This is a genomic window from Pseudomonas sp. Root569 (genome assembly GCF_001427465.1).
GTDB lineage: Bacteria > Pseudomonadota > Gammaproteobacteria > Pseudomonadales > Pseudomonadaceae > Aquipseudomonas > Aquipseudomonas synxantha.
The window spans coordinates 475,296-494,141 of record NZ_LMGQ01000001.1 but is presented as its reverse complement, the minus strand read 5'-3'; the positions used below and the strand labels follow the sequence as shown (position 1 = coordinate 494,141).

Sequence of the window (18,846 nt, the reverse complement as noted above, 5' to 3'; positions counted from 1 at the left end):
TTAAATGACCGACTATAAAGCCACGTTAAACCTTCCGGACACCGCCTTCCCAATGAAGGCCGGCCTGCCACAGCGCGAACCGCAGATCCTGCAGCGCTGGGACAGTATTGGCCTGTACGGAAAGTTGCGCGAAATTGGCAAGGATCGTCCGAAATTCGTCCTGCACGACGGCCCTCCTTACGCCAACGGCACGATTCACATCGGTCATGCGCTGAACAAGATTCTCAAGGACATGATCATCCGCTCGAAGACCCTTTCGGGCTTCGACGCGCCGTATGTCCCGGGCTGGGACTGCCACGGCCTGCCGATCGAACACAAAGTCGAAGTGACCTACGGCAAGAACCTGGGCGCGGATAAAACCCGCGAGCTGTGCCGTGCCTACGCCACCGAGCAGATCGAAGGGCAGAAGTCCGAATTCATCCGCCTGGGCGTGCTGGGCGAGTGGGACAACCCGTACAAGACCATGAATTTCAAGAACGAGGCCGGTGAAATCCGTGCCTTGGCCGAAATCGTCAAGGGCGGTTTCGTGTTCAAGGGCCTCAAGCCCGTGAACTGGTGCTTCGATTGCGGTTCGGCCCTGGCCGAAGCGGAAGTCGAGTACGAAGACAAGAAGTCCTCGACCATCGACGTGGCGTTCCCGATTGCCGACGACGCCAAGCTGGCCGAGGCCTTTGGCCTGGCGAGCCTGAGCAAACCGGCTGCCATCGTGATCTGGACCACCACCCCGTGGACCATCCCGGCCAACCAGGCGCTGAACGTGCACCCGGAATTCATCTACGCCCTGGTGGACGTCGGTGATCGCCTGCTGGTGCTGGCCGAGGAAATGGTCGAATCGTGCCTGGCGCGCTACGAGCTGCAAGGCTCGGTGATCGCCACCACCACCGGTTCCGCGCTGGAACTGATCAACTTCCGTCATCCGTTCTATGACCGTCTGTCGCCGGTGTACCTGGCGGACTACGTAGAACTGGGCGCCGGCACCGGCATTGTTCACTCCGCGCCAGCCTATGGCGTAGACGACTTCGTGACCTGCAAAGCCTATGGCATGGTCAACGACGACATCTTGAACCCGGTGCAGAGCAATGGTGTGTACGTGCCGTCCCTGGAATTCTTCGGCGGCCAGTTCATCTTCAAGGCCAACCAGCCGATCATCGACAAGCTGTCGGAAGTTGGCGCGCTGCTGCACACCGAAACCATCAAGCACAGCTACATGCACTGCTGGCGCCACAAGACCCCGCTGATCTACCGCGCCACCGCGCAGTGGTTTATCGGCATGGATAAAGAGCCGGTCCAGGGCCAGACCCTGCGCAATCGTGCGATCAAGGCGATCGAAGACACCCGGTTCGTCCCGGCCTGGGGCCAGGCGCGCCTGCACTCGATGATCGCCAACCGTCCGGACTGGTGCATCTCCCGCCAGCGCAACTGGGGCGTGCCGATCCCGTTCTTCCTGAACAAGGAAAGCGGCGAGTTGCACCCGCGTACCGTCGAACTGATGGAGGTCGTGGCCCAGCGTGTCGAACAGGAAGGCATCGAAGCCTGGTTCAAGCTGGACGCCGCCGAACTGTTGGGCGACGAAGCGCCGCTGTATGACAAGATCAGCGACACCCTCGACGTGTGGTTCGATTCGGGTACCACCCACTGGCACGTGCTGCGCGGCTCGCACCCTATGGGCCACGAGACCGGCCCGCGTGCTGACCTGTACCTGGAAGGCTCGGACCAACACCGTGGCTGGTTCCATTCTTCGTTGCTGACTGGATGTGCCATCGACGACCACGCTCCGTACCGCGAGCTGCTGACCCACGGTTTCACCGTTGACGAAAACGGCCGCAAGATGTCCAAGTCCCTGGGCAACGTGATCGCGCCGCAAAAGGTCAACGACACCCTGGGCGCCGATATCATGCGTCTGTGGGTGGCCTCGACCGACTATTCGGGCGAGATGGCCGTCTCGGAGCAGATCCTGCAGCGCAGCGCCGATGCCTACCGTCGCATTCGTAATACCGCACGCTTCATGCTGTCGAACCTGACCGGTTTCAACCCGGCTACCGACCTCCTGCCGGCCGAGGACATGCTCGCCCTGGACCGTTGGGCCGTGGACCGCACCTTGTTGCTGCAGCGTGAGCTGCAGGAGCACTACGGCGAGTACCGCTTCTGGAATGTTTACTCGAAGATCCACAACTTCTGCGTGCAGGAGCTGGGCGGTTTCTACCTCGACATCATCAAGGATCGCCAGTACACCACCGGCGCTAACAGCAAGGCGCGCCGCTCGGCGCAGACCGCGCTGTACCACATCAGCGAAGCGCTGGTGCGCTGGATCGCACCGATCCTGGCGTTCACCGCCGACGAGCTATGGGAATACCTGCCGGGCGAGCGTAACGAGTCCGTCATGCTCAATACCTGGTACGAAGGCCTGACCGAACTGCCGGCCGACTTCGAACTGGGCCGTGAGTACTGGGAAGGCGTCATGGCGGTCAAGGTTGCGGTGAACAAGGAGCTGGAAGTCCAGCGTGCGGCCAAGGCCGTGGGCGGCAACCTGCAAGCCGAAGTCACCTTGTTTGCCGAGGAAGGCCTGACCGCCGACCTCGCCAAGCTGAGCAACGAACTGCGCTTCGTGCTGATCACCTCCACCGCGAGCCTGGCACCTTTCGCCCAGGCCCCGGCGGATGCCGTAGCTACTGAAGTGCCGGGCCTCAAGCTCAAAGTGGTCAAGTCGGCCTTCCCCAAGTGCGCCCGTTGCTGGCACTGCCGTGAAGATGTCGGTGTGAACCCTGAGCATCCGGAAATCTGTGGTCGTTGCGTAGACAACATCAGCGGTGCTGGCGAGGTTCGCCACTATGCCTAACTCAGCCAGTCGTTTTGGACGTCTGGGCTGGCTCGTACTGAGCCTGCTGGTCCTGGTCATTGACCAGGTCAGCAAGGCTCATTTCGAGGGCTCCCTGGAAATGTTCCAGCAAATCGTGGTGATCCCGGATTACTTCAGCTGGACCCTGGCCTACAACACCGGCGCCGCCTTCAGCTTCCTGGCTGACGGCGGTGGCTGGCAGCGCTGGTTGTTTGCCCTGATTGCCGTGGTGGTGAGTTCAGTGCTGGTGGTCTGGCTCAAGCGCCTGGGTCGCGACGACACCTGGCTGGCTATCGCCTTGGCCCTGGTGCTGGGCGGTGCGCTGGGCAACCTGTATGACCGCATCGCCTTGGGCCATGTGATCGACTTCATCCTGGTGCATTGGCAGAACCGCCATTATTTCCCGGCGTTCAACTTTGCCGATAGCGCTATTACCGTCGGTGCAATCATGCTGGCGCTGGATATGTTCAAGAGCAAGAAAACCGGAGAGACCGTCAATGACTGATCAGGTATTGGCTGAGCAACGCATCGGCCAGAACACGGAAGTCACTTTGCATTTCGCATTGCGCCTGGAGAATGGCGACACGGTCGATAGCACCTTCGACAAAGCGCCGGCGACTTTCAAGGTGGGCGACGGTAACCTGTTGCCGGGTTTTGAAGCCGCCCTGTTCGGCTTCAAGGCTGGCGACAAGCGTAAGCTGCAGATCCTGCCGGAAAACGCATTTGGCCAGCCCAACCCGCAAAACATACAGATCATCCCGCGTTCGCAGTTCGAAGGCATGGATCTGTCGGAAGGCTTGCTGGTGATTTTCAATGATGCGGCGAATACCGAACTGCCTGGCGTGGTGAAAGCTTTCGATGACGCGCAAGTGACCATCGACTTCAACCACCCGTTGGCCGGCAAGACACTGACCTTTGACGTCGAAATCATCAACGTCAAAGCGCTGTAACTGACCGTACACGGTCTAAAATGTGGGAGGGGGCGTGCTCCCGATAGCGATGTATCAGCTAAGTATTTGCAGATTGATATACCGTTATCGGGAGCAAGCCCCCTCCCACCTTTGATCTCCATTGTCGGTTGAGTCGGCGTTAAATTCGACTCAATGTGGCTGCAAGACACGAGGCACAGCATGCAAATCAAACTCGCCAACCCCCGTGGCTTCTGCGCCGGCGTGGACCGGGCGATCGAAATCGTCAACCGCGCCCTGGAAGTCTTCGGGCCGCCGATTTATGTGCGTCATGAAGTCGTCCATAACAAGTTCGTGGTCGAAGACCTGCGTGCACGCGGCGCGATCTTTGTCGAAGAGCTCGACCAGGTGCCCGACGACGTTATCGTCATCTTCAGTGCCCACGGTGTGTCCCAGGCGGTGCGTACCGAAGCGGCAGGCCGTGGCCTGAAAGTGTTCGATGCCACTTGCCCGTTGGTGACCAAGGTGCACATCGAAGTGGCGCGCTACAGCCGTGACGGCCGCGAATGCATCCTGATCGGCCATGCCGGTCACCCGGAGGTCGAAGGCACCATGGGTCAGTACGACGCCAGCAACGGCGGCGCCATCTACCTGGTGGAAGACGAAAAAGATGTTGCCAACTTGCAGGTGCACAACCCGGATCGCCTGGCGTTCGTGACTCAGACTACCTTGTCCATGGACGATACCAGCCGTGTAATCGATGCCCTGCGCACACGATTCCCCGCGATTGGTGGCCCCCGCAAGGACGACATCTGCTACGCCACGCAAAACCGCCAGGATGCGGTCAAGCAACTGGCGGATGAGTGCGATGTGGTGCTGGTGGTCGGCAGCCCGAACAGCTCCAACTCCAATCGCTTGCGTGAGCTGGCCGAACGCATGGCCACACCGGCATACCTGATCGATGGCGCCGAAGACATGCAGCGCAGTTGGTTCGATGGTGTCGAGCGGATTGGCATCACCGCGGGCGCCTCGGCCCCGGAAGTCCTGGTGCGCGGCGTGATCCAGCAGTTGCAGGCCTGGGGCGCCACCGGTGCTGATGAGCTGGCTGGTCGTGAAGAGAACATCACGTTCTCCATGCCCAAGGAACTGCGGGTCCGCTCGCTGCTCTGACGCCCGACGTACTGGTATAGCCTCGGCATAATGCCTGCTCGGTTTTCACACTGCGCAGGCTGATGCGCCCGCTGGGCGCCAGCACTACCTGGTACAGGCTCTGTGCCTGGCTTGTGTCGCACACATGCACGGTGCCGGCACGGAAGCCCCCGCCGGCAAAGACCGGCTCCCCCAAACCGCTGAAACGCACCTGGTTCGTGACCGGGCCATTGCCCGCGATTAGCACATGCCCGCTGTCCTGTCGTTCCAGCAATACCGGGTTATCTTCGTCCAGGTGACCACGCCCACTGATGTCCAGTATCACCCGCCACCCCAGGCTCCAGTCCTCGTCCCGCGCGTGAATGACCACCGCCTGATTGCGTGCGATGGCCTCGGTGCGTGCGTAACGCAGGCCAGCAGCGAGTGATTGGGCCACGCTTTGTCGCTGCTGTGATTCAAGCAACCCTTTGAAGCCTGGCACGGCCAGTTGTGCAAGAAAGCTGGTCACGATCAGCCCAAGCAGCATTTCAATCAGGGTGAACCCTCGTTGTGTCATGTGCGTTCCCTCCGTGGACGCGAGTGGGTCTTCAAGTTGCAGACATAGGTATAGCCCTGGGCTCCTGGCGATGAATGATGGCCTTTATGTCCAAAGTATTTCCCTTTGTTCCTGGAGCAGCGCCGCTTGAAAACCGACGCTAGTCTTGGGTCGTACAGCAGGTTTCGCCTGCTTTTTTCCGGCCTTCGACATGGATGACGACGGTAATGCCCGCCCGCCCGAAACGTTTTTTCCTGCGCGCTTTCCAGCGGCGCCAATCCGGCATGACCTTGATCGAGGTGCTGGTAGCGCTGCTGATCCTGGCCATTGGTCTGATGGGCACTGCAATGCTCCAGCTCAATGCGCTCAAGTACACCGACAGCGCCAGGATGACCAGCCAAGCCAGTTTTATCGCCTACGACATGCTTGATCGCATTCGCGCCAACGCCGGTGCAGATTACTCGTGGGGCAGCGCCGAGCCCGCGCCGCGCAGCACTTCGACTGCCAGTGTGCGTGACTTGGACCTGCACGATTTCGAGGCCAATATCATTGGTTTCGCTGGCGAAGGCGCTAAAGGGGCGGTGGCTTTAAGTGGGCATGAGGTCACCATCAGCATCAGCTGGCAGGACGCTCGGGCGGCAAACAGGCCTGGAGCGCGGGAAACCTTCACCCTGACCAGTCGTATCGCTAATGATCAGGGAGCGTTGCAATGAATCGTCTTGCTCGAGGTTTCAGCCTGGTGGAATTGTTGCTGGCACTCGCCGTAGGGCTAGTGCTGGTGCTGGGTGCGAGCCAGGTGTTAATCAGCTCGCGACTGACCCATGCCAGCCAGCAGGCCGCAATGGTGCTGCAGGATGATGCGCGGTTTGTCCTGAGCAAGATTACCCAGGACATACGCCAGGCAGGCATGCTGGGGTGCCTGGCCACGGCCGTCATCGACAACGCGCCTGCCGCCTTTGATCGGCCGATAAGCTGGGAGGCGTCGGCGAGTACAAAGTCACTGACATTGGTTACGGCGAGCGTCGGTGAGGGTGCTGGCAAGCCCGATTGGACGGTGCTGTCCGACTGCAAGGAGGTGGCCCAGGCTTATGCCGGGGCACCGCCTGCCGCCGCACCTGGCCAGATCCGCTTTGGCATACGCCAGCTTACCTATACCTACGAAACAGGCCAGTTGAAGATCAGTACGCCGGCAACACCTGCGAAAGCCGTACTGATGGATAACGTGCGGGCATTCGACATCAGCTTTGGCATGGCGGCCCAGCCGGCATCAACGGTTGTGGTGCGTTACGACAGCCACCCGGTTGCCGCGTCGTTGATACGCAGCGTGCGCATCCATATGACACTGCAAGACCCGTCTGGACGGGTGAAGGATCAGAGCTACAGCGTCGTGGCCGCGCTGCGAAATCGGCTGGGTTAGGCGTGATGATCATGCTTGGCGGGCTTCATGTGCGGCAGGCCGGGATGGTGTTGCTGATCTGTCTGGTATTCCTGCTGCTGTTATCGCTGGTGGGGTTGTCATCCATGCAGGGGGCGGTATCCCAGCAAAAAGTCGCAAGTAGCCTGTGGCATCGCAATCAATCATTTCAACATGCCGAAAGCGGCCTGAGGTTGGGCGAGTGGGCGGTACAGAGGGCTGGCGGGGCATTGCCCATCTGCCACTCGGTCATCACCTGTGCGCCGCCCGTTGAAGCTTTTTCGTTGGTGCGCGCCGGCCCCAACCCTGTATCCGCGGTCTTCTGGGTTGCGCTGAAGGGTGGATTCTATGGCGTTCAAGCGCTGGGTATGGGGGCCGATGTGGTCCATCTACCAGCTTATGCCCCAGCGGCACTGTTCCGGGTAACCGCGGTCGGGCTCGCAGGCCAATCACGCACGGTGCTGGAGACGGTCTACGCACGTGTGGAGGAGGGCGGCAACGTCAGGTTTCGACGGGTCTTATGGCGGCAACTTCAATAGGGAGTAATAGAATGGGCATGGAGAGCCGGGGCTTTAGCCTGATCGAGTTACTGATCGTGGTGGCGATCATCGCGTTGCTGGCTGGGGTCACCTATCCCGGATATATCGGCCAGATAAAAAAAGTATATCGAGCGCAAATCGTCGCGTTGTTGAGCGAGCAGGCCCAGCACTTGGAGCGTTTTTATACGAAGAACGGCACTTTTATTGACGCAAGCAGCGTCAGTGCGGGCAATGATCATTATAGAATCAGTGTCGTGTTAAACCCCCAGGATTTTGACCTGCTCGCTACGCCTGTTGTGGATTCGGTGATGGCGGGTGACGCGTGTGCAGCTTTCGGCTTGACCAGCACCGGTATGCGAAGTAATCCGGGAGCGGCGCCTGATATGTCGCGCAAGCTCTGCTGGGGGCAATGATGAGCGTGCTTGAAGAGTGGGCGCCGGGCGCGTCCTTCCCTGTTTATCGGCTGGATCAAATAATGGCTAAGCAACAGCAAGTGGTGATTGTCGGCGGCGGAGTCATCGGTCTGTTGACGGCGTACAACCTCGCCAGGGAGGGGCAGACGGTCATACTGCTGGAGCGGGCGGGGCTTGGGCAGGAGTCTTCGTGGGCGGGTGGCGGGATTGTTTCGCCATTGTATCCATGGCGCTATAGCCCGGCGGTCACCGCCTTGGCCCATTGGTCCCAGGATTTTTACCCGCAATTGGCGCAGCGCTTGTTTGCCGCTACCGGCGTGGATCCCGAGGTGCATACCACGGGCCTGTACTGGCTTGACCTGGATGATGAAGGCCAAGCATTGGCCTGGGCTGCGCGTGAAGAACGGCCATTAAGCAAGGTGGATGTGTCGGCGGCCCATGATGCAGTGCCGGTATTGGGAGGCGGCTATTCCCGGGCGATCTACATGGCCGACGTGGCCAATGTACGCAACCCGCGCCTGGTCAAATCCCTGAGGGCTGCGCTGCTGGCATTGCCGGGTGTGACAATACAAGAGCATTGCGAAGTACAAGGATTTGTCCGCGAGGGTGACAGCGTGGTGGGCGTTAACACCGCTGCAGGGCAGGTTCCAGGTGATCAGGTGGTGCTCGCTGCCGGGGCCTGGAGTGGGCAATTGCTGGGCACGTTGGGCTTGGCATTACCCGTAGAGCCGGTCAAAGGTCAGATGATTCTGTACAAATGTGCGTCTGACTTTTTATCCAGCATGGTCCTGGCCAAGGGGCGGTATGCGATCCCACGACGTGATGGGCACATCCTGATCGGAAGCACATTGGAGCATGAGGGGTTCAACAAGACGCCGACCGAAACCGCGTTGGAAAGCCTCAAGGCGTCTGCGGTAGAGCTGATTCCTGCCCTGGCGGCTGCCGAGGTGGTCGGGCATTGGGCAGGGTTGCGGCCTGGCTCGCCGGAGGGTATCCCGTATATCGGTGAGGTTCCTGGGTTCAAGGGGTTGTGGCTCAATTGCGGGCATTACCGCAATGGCCTGGTGCTAGCGCCGGCCTCCTGCCAGTTATTCGCCGACTTGCTGTTGGCGCGGGCCCCGATCATCGATCCCGCGCCTTATTCGCCCGCCGGTCGCCTTAACGCTCGATAGATTTCGGCCCTTGTTCCAGGTGTGCCTGGGTGCAATACCACGCCTGGCTTGAACTCAGTGCGCGATCCTGCGGCAGATGCACGCCGCAGTGGGCGCAACGCACCATCAGCGCTGCATTCGGCTCAGCAGGCCGTTGCTGGCGCGCTGTAGGGTTTTTGAATTTGCGCCAGAACCATACCGCGGCAGCAATGACGGCAATCCAGAACAGTAGACGAAGCATAATGGGCAGTTTCTCGGCAAGGAATGCGCCAGTTTAGCCAAGGTGGCCACGGGCGCACAGCGCAATAAATACTCGCTCATAAAAAAGGGAGCTCCTCAGAGCTCCCTTTTGCGTTGCGTCGAACAATCAGTCGAACACACCGAAGGTCATGTAGCTGAACCACGAACGGTCTTCGTTGTTGCCAAGGGCCTGCGGCTCCTCTTCTTCGATGACGTCGCCGTTCTCGTCGTGAGGCTTGAGGTCCGAAGGAATGGCATCCTTGGCATCCTGGTACTGCTTGATCACGTCCTGATTGGCGCGGGTTTCGCCCGGCGGCAACGGTGGGCGGGATTCGATCAGGCCCAGGGTGTATTTGCTCAGCCAGGAACGGTTGTCCGCTTCGGCCACCTGAGGCACGAACTGGCCGTCTTTCAGGCTTGGGTGGTCAGGGTAGTTGAGTTTCAAGGTTTCCAGGCTGGTGGTCGCCAGTGTATCGAGATGCAGACGCTGGTAAGCCTCGGTCATGACTGCCAGGCCGTCACCCACGGAGGGGGTTTCCTGGAAGTTCTCCACTACATAGCGGCCACGGTTGGCGGCTGCGACGTACGCCTGGCGGGTCAGGTAGTAGTGGGCTACGTGGATCTCGTAGGACGCCAGCAGGTTGCGCAGGTAGATCATGCGCTGCTTGGCGTCCGGCGCGTAGCGGCTGTTCGGGTAGCGGCTGGTCAGCTGGGCGAACTCATTGTAGGAGTCGCGGGCAGCACCCGGGTCGCGCTTGGTCATGTCCAGCGGCAGGAAACGCGCCAGCAGGCCAACGTCCTGGTCGAACGAGGTCAGGCCCTTCATGTAGTAGGCGTAGTCGACGTTCGGGTGCTGCGGGTGCAGGCGGATAAAACGCTCGGCAGCGGACTTGGCAGCTTCCGGCTCGGCGTTCTTGTAGTTGGCGTAGATCAGCTCCAACTGTGCCTGGTCGGCATAGCGACCGAACGGGTAACGCGACTCCAAGGCCTTCAGCTTTGCTGTGGCGCTGGTGAAGCTATTATTGTCCAGGTCTGTCTGAGCTTGCTGGTACAGCTCGACTTCGCTCAGGTTTTCGTCGACGACGTCCTTTGTTGACGAGCAAGCAGCAGTCATGGCGAGGATGGCGATCAGCAGCAGGTGTTTCACTTGCATGGCGGCTTGCGTCCCTATGACGGCCGCTGTCTTGGGCGGGGCCGTCCTGTTATGATGAGCGCCCCGTTGAAAGCCTCGGGGCAAAAGACGCCGTATTTAACCACAAGCGCGCAGCCGAAACCAAAGGCTGTGCCACGCCTAGTCTGAGCATGTCCGATAAAATTGAACTTCGCGCAGAGGTGCCGTCCGAATTGGGCGGCCAACGCCTCGATCAAGTCGCCGCACAATTATTCGCTGAGCACTCGCGCTCGCGCCTATCCGCCTGGATCAAAGACGGCCGCCTGACTGTGGATGGAGCGGTTATCCGCCCGCGAGACATAGTCCATGGCGGTGCGATTCTTGAGCTGACTGCCGAGCAGGAAGCCCAGGGAGAATGGGTCGCCCAGGACATCGAGCTGGATATCGTCTATGAAGACGACGACATCCTGGTCATCAACAAACCCGCGGGCCTGGTGGTTCACCCGGCCGCCGGGCACGCTGATGGCACCTTGCTCAATGCTCTGTTGCACCACGTGCCGGACATTATCAATGTCCCGCGCTGCGGCATCGTGCACCGCCTGGACAAGGACACCACCGGTCTGATGGTGGTGGCCAAGACCATCCAGGCGCAGACGCAGCTTGTTACTCAATTGCAGAGCCGCAGCGTCAGTCGTATCTACGAGTGCATCGTGATCGGCGTGGTGGTGGCCGGTGGCAAGATCAACGCCCCCATTGGTCGCCACGGCCAGCAGCGCCAGCGTATGGCGGTGATGGAAGGCGGCAAGCAGGCCGTCAGCCACTACCGTGTGCTGGAGCGTTTCCGTTCCCACACCCATGTGCGGGTCAAGCTGGAAACCGGGCGTACCCACCAGATTCGCGTGCACATGGCGCATATCAACTTCCCGTTGGTCGGAGATCCTGCCTACGGCGGTCGTTTCCGAATTCCGCCGGCGGCGAGCCAAACCATGGTTGAATCGCTGAAATCCTTCCCGCGTCAGGCACTGCATGCCCGTTTCCTGGAGCTGGATCATCCGACGAGCGGTAAGCGAATGAGCTGGGAATCGCCGCTGCCAGACGATCTGGTCTGGTTGCTGTCGCTGCTCAAGCAGGATCGCGAGGCGTTTGTCGGATGAATGACTGGCTGATTCCTGACTGGCCCGCGCCGGCCGGGGTGAAAGCCTGCGTCACCACCCGAGCGGGCGGCGTCAGTCTGGCGCCGTTCGACAGCCTTAACCTGGGTGATCACGTTGAGGACAGCCTGGAGGCCGTCCTTGAAAATCGCCGCCGTCTGACCGACGCGTTCAATATTCAGCCTGCCTGGTTGCGCCAGGTCCACGGTACCAACGTGGTTGAGGCTGATCCGGGCCGTACTGTCGAGGCAGATGGCAGTTGGACCAGCACCCCTGGCATCGCCTGCACATCCATGACCGCCGATTGCCTGCCTGCGCTGTTCTGTAATCGGGCGGGCACCCGGGTTGCCGCAGCCCATGCCGGTTGGCGTGGCTTAGCGGCTGGCGTGCTTGAGGCCGCGTTCGAAAGCCTGGATACCGCTCCCGAAGACGTCTTGGTCTGGCTCGGTCCTGCCATTGGCCCGCAAGCCTTTGAGGTCGGCCTGGAAGTGCGTGAGGCGTTCATGCAGCAACTGCCGGCCACCGCTGAAGCCTTTGTTCCCAGCCACAACCCCGGCAAGTTCATGGCTGACATCTACCAGCTGGCGCGCCTGCGTCTGGCAGTACGCGGTGTCACCGCCGTGTATGGTGGCGGTTTATGCACCGTGACCGACCCGCGCTTCTTTTCTTATCGCCGCAGCCCGCGTACGGGCCGATTCGCCTCCCTTATCTGGCTTGAACGCTAGACTGTCCTGACCTGTATCAACCATCCGCCGCTTGAAACCCCCAGAATCCACCCCATCTATAAGGGTATCTGGCAGGTTTCTTCATTCAGGATGTGTTTGTTCATAGCTCCGGCCTGCTCAAAAGGAAGGTGACTAATGCGTATTGATCGTTTAACCAGCAAATTGCAGTTGGCCTTATCGGATTCCCAATCCCTGGCGGTCGGCCTCGACCATCCGGCGATTGAGCCTGCGCACCTGATGCAGGCGCTCCTGGAACAGCAAGGTGGTTCCATCAAGCCCTTGCTGATGCAGGTGGGCTTTGACGTCAACAGCCTGCGCAAGGAGTTGAGCAAAGAGCTCGACCAACTGCCGAAAATCCAGAACCCTACCGGCGACGTGAACATGTCCCAGGATCTGGCGCGCCTGCTCAACCAGGCCGACCGCCTGGCCCAGCAGAAAGGTGACCAGTTCATCTCCAGCGAACTGGTGCTGCTCGCCGCCATGGACGACAACAGTAAGCTCGGCAAATTGTTGCTGGGCCAGGGCGTGAGCAAGAAAGCCCTGGAAAACGCCATCAACAACCTGCGTGGGGGCGAGGCGGTGAACGACCCCAACCATGAGGAGTCGCGCCAGGCCCTGGACAAATACACCGTCGACCTGACCAAGCGCGCCGAAGAAGGCAAGCTCGATCCGGTGATCGGTCGTGACGACGAAATCCGCCGCACTATCCAGGTTCTGCAACGCCGCACCAAGAACAACCCGGTGCTGATCGGTGAGCCTGGCGTGGGTAAAACTGCGATTGCCGAGGGCCTGGCCCAGCGCATCATTAATGGTGAAGTGCCGGACGGCCTGAAAGGCAAGCGCCTGTTGTCCCTGGACATGGGCTCGCTGATCGCCGGCGCCAAGTTCCGTGGTGAGTTCGAAGAGCGCCTGAAATCGTTGCTTAATGAATTGTCGAAGCAGGAAGGGCAGATCATTCTGTTTATCGACGAATTGCACACCATGGTCGGCGCCGGTAAAGGCGAAGGTTCCATGGACGCCGGCAACATGCTCAAACCAGCCTTGGCGCGGGGCGAACTGCACTGCGTCGGTGCGACCACGCTCAACGAATACCGCCAGTACATCGAAAAGGACGCAGCGCTGGAGCGTCGCTTCCAGAAAGTCCTGGTGGAAGAGCCAAGCGAAGAGGACACCATTGCCATCCTGCGTGGCCTGAAAGAGCGCTATGAGGTCCACCATAAGGTGGCGATCACCGACGGCGCTATCATTGCGGCGGCCAAGTTGAGCCATCGCTATATCACTGATCGTCAGTTGCCGGACAAGGCTATCGACCTGATCGACGAGGCCGCCAGCCGTATCCGCATGGAGATCGACTCCAAGCCGGAAGTACTCGACCGCCTGGATCGGCGCCTGATTCAACTGAAGGTCGAATCCCAGGCGTTGAAGAAAGAAGAGGACGAGGCGGCTAAGAAGCGCCTGGAAAAACTCCAGGAAGAAATCGTCCGCCTGGAGCGTGAGTATTCGGACCTCGAAGAAATCTGGACCTCGGAAAAAGCCGAAGTACAGGGCTCGGCGCAGATCCAGCAAAAGATCGAGCAGTCCCGCCAGGAGCTGGAAGCGGCGCGCCGCAAAGGCGACCTGAACCGCATGGCCGAGTTGCAGTACGGGGTGATCCCGGACCTGGAGCGCAGCCTGCAAATGGTCGACCAGCATGGCAAGCCTGAGAACCAGTTGCTGCGCAGCAAAGTGACCGAGGAAGAAATTGCCGAAGTGGTCTCCAAGTGGACCGGTATTCCGGTGTCGAAAATGCTCGAAGGCGAGCGCGACAAGCTGCTGAAGATGGAAAGCCTGTTGCATCAGCGCGTCATCGGCCAGGAAGAGGCCGTGGTCGCGGTGTCCAATGCTGTACGACGTTCCCGGGCTGGTTTGTCCGACCCGAACCGCCCGAGCGGCTCGTTCATGTTCCTCGGCCCGACCGGTGTGGGTAAGACCGAGTTGTGCAAGGCCCTGGCCGAGTTCCTCTTTGATACTGAAGAGGCCATGGTACGGATCGATATGTCCGAATTCATGGAGAAGCACTCGGTGGCCCGCCTGATCGGCGCACCGCCAGGCTACGTGGGCTACGAGGAGGGCGGTTACCTGACCGAAGCCGTGCGGCGTAAGCCTTACTCGGTGATCCTGCTGGACGAGGTCGAGAAGGCCCACCCGGATGTGTTCAACATCTTGCTGCAGGTACTGGAAGATGGTCGTCTGACCGACAGTCACGGGCGTACCGTGGACTTCCGTAATACGGTGATCGTGATGACCTCCAACCTGGGCTCGACCCAGATCCAGGAGCTGGTGGGGGACCGTGAAGCCCAGCGTGCTGCGGTCATGGATGCGCTGACCTCGCACTTCCGTCCGGAGTTTATCAACCGGGTGGATGAGGTGGTGATCTTCGAGCCTTTGGCGCGGGATCAGATCGCGGGTATCACCGAGATCCAACTGGGTCGCCTGCGCAGCCGCCTGGCTGAACGCGAGCTGGACCTGGAGCTGAGCAGCGAGGCGTTGGACAAGCTGATCGCGGTCGGGTACGACCCGGTGTATGGCGCACGGCCTCTGAAACGTGCGATCCAGCGCTGGATCGAGAACCCGCTGGCGCAACTGATCCTGTCGGGCAGCTTTATGCCGGGAACCCGCGTCACGGCCACGGTGAAGGACGACGAAATCGTCTTCCATTAAGGCCTGCATCTGGCGTAATAAGAAGAGGCCCCGCATTGCGGGGCCTTTTTTTTCGCTAGGGCGTTGAACTGTAAGGCAAAGGCTTGTAAAGTGCGCCCCGCAGCAACGTCAGCCCACGGGTTTCTTCTCCCCAAGAAGAAATCAGAAAGAAGCGCAAATCATTGTCTTAAAAGCAATTTAAGGGGTTGACAGGGGTTTTTAAGATTGTAGAATAGCGCGCCTCAGAGACGCTAACGTAGCGATACGGACAGGGTCGAAGAGAAGGTTACACAGCAGTAAATTTGAAATATGTAGTTCCGTGATAGCTCAGTCGGTAGAGCAAATGACTGTTAATCATTGGGTCCCAGGTTCGAGTCCTGGTCACGGAGCCAATTTCAAACCGGGGTATAGCGCAGTCCGGTAGCGCGCCTGCTTTGGGAGCAGGATGTCGGGAGTTCGAATCCCCCTACCCCGACCATATTTGGGTCGTTAGCTCAGTTGGTAGAGCAGTTGGCTTTTAACCAATTGGTCGTAGGTTCGAATCCCACACGACCCACCATTTTTGAGACCAGTCCAGGCTGGAATCGAATCTTAAGATCAGAGGCCAAAAGCACTGATCGAAGAAGGCGACTGAAAGGTCGCCTTTTTTTTACCGGGGTATAGCGCAGTCCGGTAGCGCGCCTGCTTTGGGAGCAGGATGTCAGGAGTTCGAATCCCCTTACCCCGACCATATTAAAAATCCTCGTATCGAAAGATACGGGGATTTTTTTTGCGCGCGAATCCTGAGCTCACCGCAAAGCAAATGTGGGAGGGGGCTTGCTCCCGATAGCGGTGTGTCAGTTAATGAATACTTAGCTGATCCACCGCTATCGGGAGCAAGCCCCCTCCCACAGGTATTATGCGTTGTTAGTGGAGTTTGAGGCGCGGTTCGGTGCCTCGGCCAATCTTGCTCCCCAACATCAGCATCGCCGTACGGAAGAACCCGTACAGCGCCATCTGGTGCATGCGGTACAGCGACACATAGAACATCCGCGCCAGCCAGCCCTCCAGCATCACACTGCCGGTCAGGTTGCCCATCAGGTTGCCCACCGCTGAGAAGCGCGACAGCGAAATCAGCGAACCGTAGTCGGTGTACTTATAGGTCGGCAGATCCTTGCCTTCGATGCGCAATTTCAGCGATTTAGCCAACAGCGAAGCTTGCTGATGTGCAGCCTGGGCCCGTGGCGGCACATTGCGGTCGGTGCCGGGTTGTGGGCAGGCAGCGCAATCACCAAAGGCGAAGATGTTTTCGTCACGGGTGGTTTGCAGGGTTTGCAGCACTTGCAGCTGATTGATGCGGTTGGTTTCCAGGCCATCGATGTCTTTGAGGAAACCCGGTGCGCGAATCCCGGCCGCCCATACCTTGAGGCTGGCGGGAATCACTTGGCCGCTGCTGGTGATCAGGGCGTCGGCAGTCACTTCACTGACCGCCGAGTTGGTCAGCACGGTCACCCCGAGTTTCTCCAGGGTTTTATGCACCGGCCCGCCGATGCGTTCCGGCAGCGCAGGCAATACCCGCGGGCCGGCTTCGATCAGGGTGATGTGCATGTTCTCTGGCTTGATACGGTCCAGGCCATAGGCGGCCAGCTCATGGGCGGCGTTATGCAGCTCGGCGGCCAGCTCGACGCCGGTGGCGCCAGCGCCAACGATGGCAACGCTGATTTGTTCAATGGCATCGGTCTGCCCGGCATGGGCGCGCAGGTAGTGGTTGAGCAATTGCTGGTGAAAACGCTCGGCCTGCTTGCGGGTGTCGAGGAACAGGCAATGTTGCGCCGCACCCTCGGTGCCGAAGTCGTTGGTGGTGCTGCCCACGGCAATCACCAGGCTGTCATAGCCCAGTACGCGTGCAGGCACCAGTTCGCGACCTTCTTCGTCGAGAGTGGCAGCCAGCTGGATTTTCTTCTGTTCGCGGTCAAGCCCGCTCATGCGCCCCAGCTGGAACTCGAAGTGGTTCCATTTCGCTTGGGCAACATAGTTGAGTTCATCTTCAGAAGAGTTCAGCGAGCCGGCAGCTACTTCGTGCAGCAGGGGCTTCCAGATGTGGGTCAGGTTGGCGTCCACCAGCGTGATGCTGGCCTTGCCGCGCTTGCCCAGGGTCTTACCCAGGCGGGTAGCCAACTCCAGGCCGCCGGCGCCGCCGCCGACGATAATAATACGATGGGTCATGGGGATATCTCGCAAGGCTAAAAGAAATCGGAGCAGTTACCCTCGCGAGCGCCAGGCAGCTCATAGCGTCAGGTAACTCAATAGGCGGCTCAGCACACCGAGCCCGATCACCACTACCAGCACCACGCAGAGGAGCAGCCACGGCCGGAAAGGCTTGCGCTCGACTCTATTCTGGGAGAGTTGCAGGTACTCTTCGACATGCTGTTGGTCATCGGGGTTCAGGCGGCTGGTCATAAAGGCCTCGTCAGGTAGACGTTGCAAAAGGGCGCCACGTTACAGCCAGGGGTTGGCGCTATCGCCATAAGCGTAGCCGGTGCCTGTGTCACAGGCTGATGCCAACGTCGAATACTATGCTGCGCCCCAGGTTGTTGCGCAAGAAATCCGGTGCATCCGGGTGGGCGAACAGCACCCGGGCGAAGGTTGGGCCCACCAACGACAGCGAGCGCCAGCCTTGGCGCAAATACTCGGTGGGGGGCGGGAAGTGGCTGTTGAGGTCCAGCACTTCGCGTTTGAGGCTGGCAAAGGCGATGAGATCCAACTCTCCCAGGTCCATGCCGCGCTCTTTGTAGTTGTGGGCTTTTTTACGCAGTGTCGGCGCCAGGCGCAGCAGGAACTCATGGGCCGGGATGCGCCGTGGCTTGGCTTCGCGCCGCACCAGCTGGCTCAAGGAGAAAGCGCTGCGCCTGCGCAGCAACTCGTCGCGCCATTCGTCGTTCAGGCGCCGGCCTTCGTCCAGCACGAAAAACACCTCGAAGCTGGCGTCGCGAAACAATACATCCGGTGGCTCCTGGCCGGCAGCGTGAAATTCTTCGACGCGGTAGGGCACATTCAGGCCTTGCAGCAGACGCTGGCAGACCCAACGCTCACGCTCCCACTTGCGGGCATTGGACAGGAACGCATTGGCTTGTTCGGCTGCCACGGTGAGCAGGCGCAAATAATCTGAGTCATCCATATTCGCAGCTTAGCGTTCAAATGATGACCACAGGAAGTCTTGCTTTAAACGCAGGTGTAGACTGGTCACCTGGCAGCAGGCCCAAGGATGAGGTGTGTGGTGAGGCTTATTATAAAGGTAGCGCATCCGTGATCAGTGCAGCTGTTCTGGCGCCATCGACCCTCGGCATCGGCTGGCTGTTGTATGCGCCTGTGCTGATGTGGGCGATGTTGCGCTCGCCGTGGGTCGAATTGTTCGCCGACCGACGGCGCCAGCATTTGCTGTTCGGCACGGTGTTCGCGCTGTTCACGCTGTGGCTGGTGCGACGGGATTTCGATACCGGGGTCTCTTACCACTTTATCGGCATGACCGCCGTCACCTTGCTGCTGGATTGGCCGCTGGCAATCGTCGGTGGGTTTGCCGCTCAGATCGGCCTCATGCTGCTGGGGCGCCAGGACCTGGCCGCGCTCGGCGTCAATGGCCTGCTCCTGATCGGGTTGCCGGTGCTGGTCACCGAAGGCTGTGCGCTGCTGGTCGAGCGGGCGCAACCGCGAAACCCCTTTGTGTATATCTTCTGTTCCGGTTTTTTTGCCGCAGCGCTGTCGGCCTTGCTATGCCTGTTGGCCGGGCTGGGTTTATTGTGGTTTGACGGCCGCTTTGCGATGCCGCAATGGCTGGAAGACTTTGTGGGCTACCTGTGGCTGATCATCTTTCCCGAAGCCTTTATCAACGGCATGGTCATCAGCGCATTGGTGGTGTTCTGCCCGGAATGGCTGGAGACCTTCAACCGTACCCGCTACCTCTCGGCGCCTTGGAAGGACGACGATTCACGGCGTTGATCCAGGTCAAATGCCGGGCA

At 59.9% G+C, this 18,846-nt stretch carries 19 protein-coding genes and 4 tRNA genes; 17 read left to right on the top strand and 6 right to left on the bottom strand.

Features of this window, described 5'->3' with window-relative positions; genetic code table 11:
- Nucleotides 1–4 precede the first annotated feature (4 nt).
- From ileS to ispH, 4 genes are all read left to right on the top strand, one after another.
- Complete coding sequence (ileS, locus tag ASD70_RS02290) at nt 5–2,836, top strand: isoleucine--tRNA ligase (RefSeq protein ID WP_046070846.1); 2,832 nt, start codon at nt 5–7, stop codon at nt 2,834–2,836.
- Entirely contained in the window at nt 2,829–3,341 is a 513-nt protein-coding gene (lspA, locus tag ASD70_RS02285; RefSeq protein ID WP_046070847.1) for a signal peptidase II, read from the top strand. The genes ileS and lspA overlap by 8 nt, the downstream gene beginning before the upstream one ends.
- Before the next feature lie 7 nt (nt 3,342–3,348).
- Complete coding sequence (locus ASD70_RS02280) at nt 3,349–3,786, top strand: FKBP-type peptidyl-prolyl cis-trans isomerase (protein ID WP_173664505.1); 438 nt, start codon at nt 3,349–3,351, stop codon at nt 3,784–3,786.
- 180 nt (nt 3,787–3,966) lie between these two features.
- Complete coding sequence (gene ispH, locus ASD70_RS02275; RefSeq protein ID WP_003188409.1) at nt 3,967–4,914, top strand: 4-hydroxy-3-methylbut-2-enyl diphosphate reductase; 948 nt, start codon at nt 3,967–3,969, stop codon at nt 4,912–4,914.
- Here ispH and ASD70_RS02270 read toward each other — a convergent pair.
- Entirely contained in the window at nt 4,868–5,449 is a 582-nt protein-coding gene (locus ASD70_RS02270) for a GspH/FimT family pseudopilin (RefSeq protein ID WP_046070849.1), read from the bottom strand. The genes ispH and ASD70_RS02270 overlap by 47 nt on opposite strands.
- A 206-nt stretch (nt 5,450–5,655) precedes the next feature.
- On the opposite strand from ASD70_RS02270, the gene pilV reads away from it, so the two are divergent.
- The 5 genes from pilV to thiO all read left to right on the top strand — a co-directional run bounded on the left by pilV (nt 5,656) and on the right by thiO (nt 8,966).
- Complete coding sequence (gene pilV, locus ASD70_RS02265; protein ID WP_056845543.1) at nt 5,656–6,141, top strand: type IV pilus modification protein PilV; 486 nt, start codon at nt 5,656–5,658, stop codon at nt 6,139–6,141.
- Nucleotides 6,138–6,845, top strand: a complete 708-nt coding sequence (locus ASD70_RS02260) for a prepilin-type N-terminal cleavage/methylation domain-containing protein (RefSeq protein ID WP_046070851.1) — start codon at nt 6,138–6,140, stop codon at nt 6,843–6,845. The genes pilV and ASD70_RS02260 overlap by 4 nt, the downstream gene beginning before the upstream one ends.
- Nucleotides 6,846–6,850: 5 nt before the next feature.
- Complete coding sequence (locus tag ASD70_RS02255) at nt 6,851–7,381, top strand: pilus assembly PilX family protein (protein ID WP_056845542.1); 531 nt, start codon at nt 6,851–6,853, stop codon at nt 7,379–7,381.
- Between the two features lie 11 nt (nt 7,382–7,392).
- Nucleotides 7,393–7,794 carry a type IV pilin protein gene (locus ASD70_RS02250; protein WP_056845541.1) on the top strand — a complete coding sequence of 134 codons (402 nt, stop codon included), beginning with the start codon at nt 7,393–7,395 and terminating at the stop codon, nt 7,792–7,794.
- Nucleotides 7,795–7,856: 62 nt separating this feature from the next.
- Nucleotides 7,857–8,966 carry a glycine oxidase ThiO gene (gene thiO / locus ASD70_RS02245; protein WP_056845540.1) on the top strand — a complete coding sequence of 370 codons (1,110 nt, stop codon included), beginning with the start codon at nt 7,857–7,859 and terminating at the stop codon, nt 8,964–8,966.
- On the opposite strand, the gene ASD70_RS02240 is transcribed toward thiO, so the two are convergent.
- Nucleotides 8,953–9,186: a PP0621 family protein gene (locus ASD70_RS02240; RefSeq protein WP_056845539.1), complete on the bottom strand. Its 234-nt coding sequence runs from the start codon at nt 9,184–9,186 to the stop codon at nt 8,953–8,955. The genes thiO and ASD70_RS02240 overlap by 14 nt on opposite strands.
- 126 nt (nt 9,187–9,312) lie before the next feature.
- On the bottom strand, nt 9,313–10,338 hold the full coding sequence (locus tag ASD70_RS02235) for an outer membrane protein assembly factor BamD (protein ID WP_046070855.1): 1,026 nt from the start codon (nt 10,336–10,338) through the stop codon (nt 9,313–9,315).
- Nucleotides 10,339–10,487: 149 nt separating this feature from the next.
- Here ASD70_RS02235 and rluD point away from each other — a divergent pair, with 149 nt between their 5' ends.
- The 7 genes from rluD (at nt 10,488) to ASD70_RS02200 (ending at nt 15,581) form a co-directional block, all read left to right on the top strand.
- Nucleotides 10,488–11,450: a 23S rRNA pseudouridine(1911/1915/1917) synthase RluD gene (gene rluD / locus ASD70_RS02230; RefSeq protein ID WP_043049304.1), complete on the top strand. Its 963-nt coding sequence runs from the start codon at nt 10,488–10,490 to the stop codon at nt 11,448–11,450.
- Complete coding sequence (pgeF, locus tag ASD70_RS02225) at nt 11,447–12,172, top strand: peptidoglycan editing factor PgeF (RefSeq protein ID WP_046070856.1); 726 nt, start codon at nt 11,447–11,449, stop codon at nt 12,170–12,172. The genes rluD and pgeF overlap by 4 nt, the downstream gene beginning before the upstream one ends.
- 135 nt (nt 12,173–12,307) lie before the next feature.
- Nucleotides 12,308–14,872 (top strand): ATP-dependent chaperone ClpB, encoded by a 2,565-nt coding sequence (gene clpB, locus ASD70_RS02220; protein WP_043049306.1) that lies wholly within the window; start codon nt 12,308–12,310, stop codon nt 14,870–14,872.
- A 295-nt stretch (nt 14,873–15,167) separates the two neighbouring features.
- Nucleotides 15,168–15,243 (top strand) — tRNA-Asn (locus ASD70_RS02215).
- Between the two features lie 9 nt (nt 15,244–15,252).
- Nucleotides 15,253–15,329, top strand: a tRNA-Pro gene (locus ASD70_RS02210).
- 5 nt (nt 15,330–15,334) lie between these two features.
- Nucleotides 15,335–15,410 (top strand) — tRNA-Lys (locus ASD70_RS02205).
- Between the two features lie 94 nt (nt 15,411–15,504).
- Nucleotides 15,505–15,581, top strand: a tRNA-Pro gene (locus ASD70_RS02200).
- Nucleotides 15,582–15,757: 176 nt separating this feature from the next.
- On the opposite strand, the gene ASD70_RS02195 is transcribed toward ASD70_RS02200, so the two are convergent.
- From ASD70_RS02195 to ASD70_RS02185, 3 genes are all read right to left on the bottom strand, one after another.
- Nucleotides 15,758–17,056 (bottom strand): NAD(P)/FAD-dependent oxidoreductase, encoded by a 1,299-nt coding sequence (locus ASD70_RS02195; protein WP_046070857.1) that lies wholly within the window; start codon nt 17,054–17,056, stop codon nt 15,758–15,760.
- Between the two features lie 60 nt (nt 17,057–17,116).
- On the bottom strand, nt 17,117–17,290 hold the full coding sequence (locus ASD70_RS02190) for a DUF3094 family protein (protein WP_046070858.1): 174 nt from the start codon (nt 17,288–17,290) through the stop codon (nt 17,117–17,119).
- An 88-nt stretch (nt 17,291–17,378) separates the two neighbouring features.
- On the bottom strand, nt 17,379–18,008 hold the full coding sequence (locus tag ASD70_RS02185) for a DUF1780 domain-containing protein (RefSeq protein ID WP_043049309.1): 630 nt from the start codon (nt 18,006–18,008) through the stop codon (nt 17,379–17,381).
- 128 nt (nt 18,009–18,136) lie between these two features.
- Here ASD70_RS02185 and ASD70_RS02180 point away from each other — a divergent pair, with 128 nt between their 5' ends.
- Entirely contained in the window at nt 18,137–18,826 is a 690-nt protein-coding gene (locus tag ASD70_RS02180) for an energy-coupling factor ABC transporter permease (RefSeq protein WP_046070859.1), read from the top strand.
- The last annotated feature ends 20 nt before the right edge of the window (nt 18,827–18,846 follow it).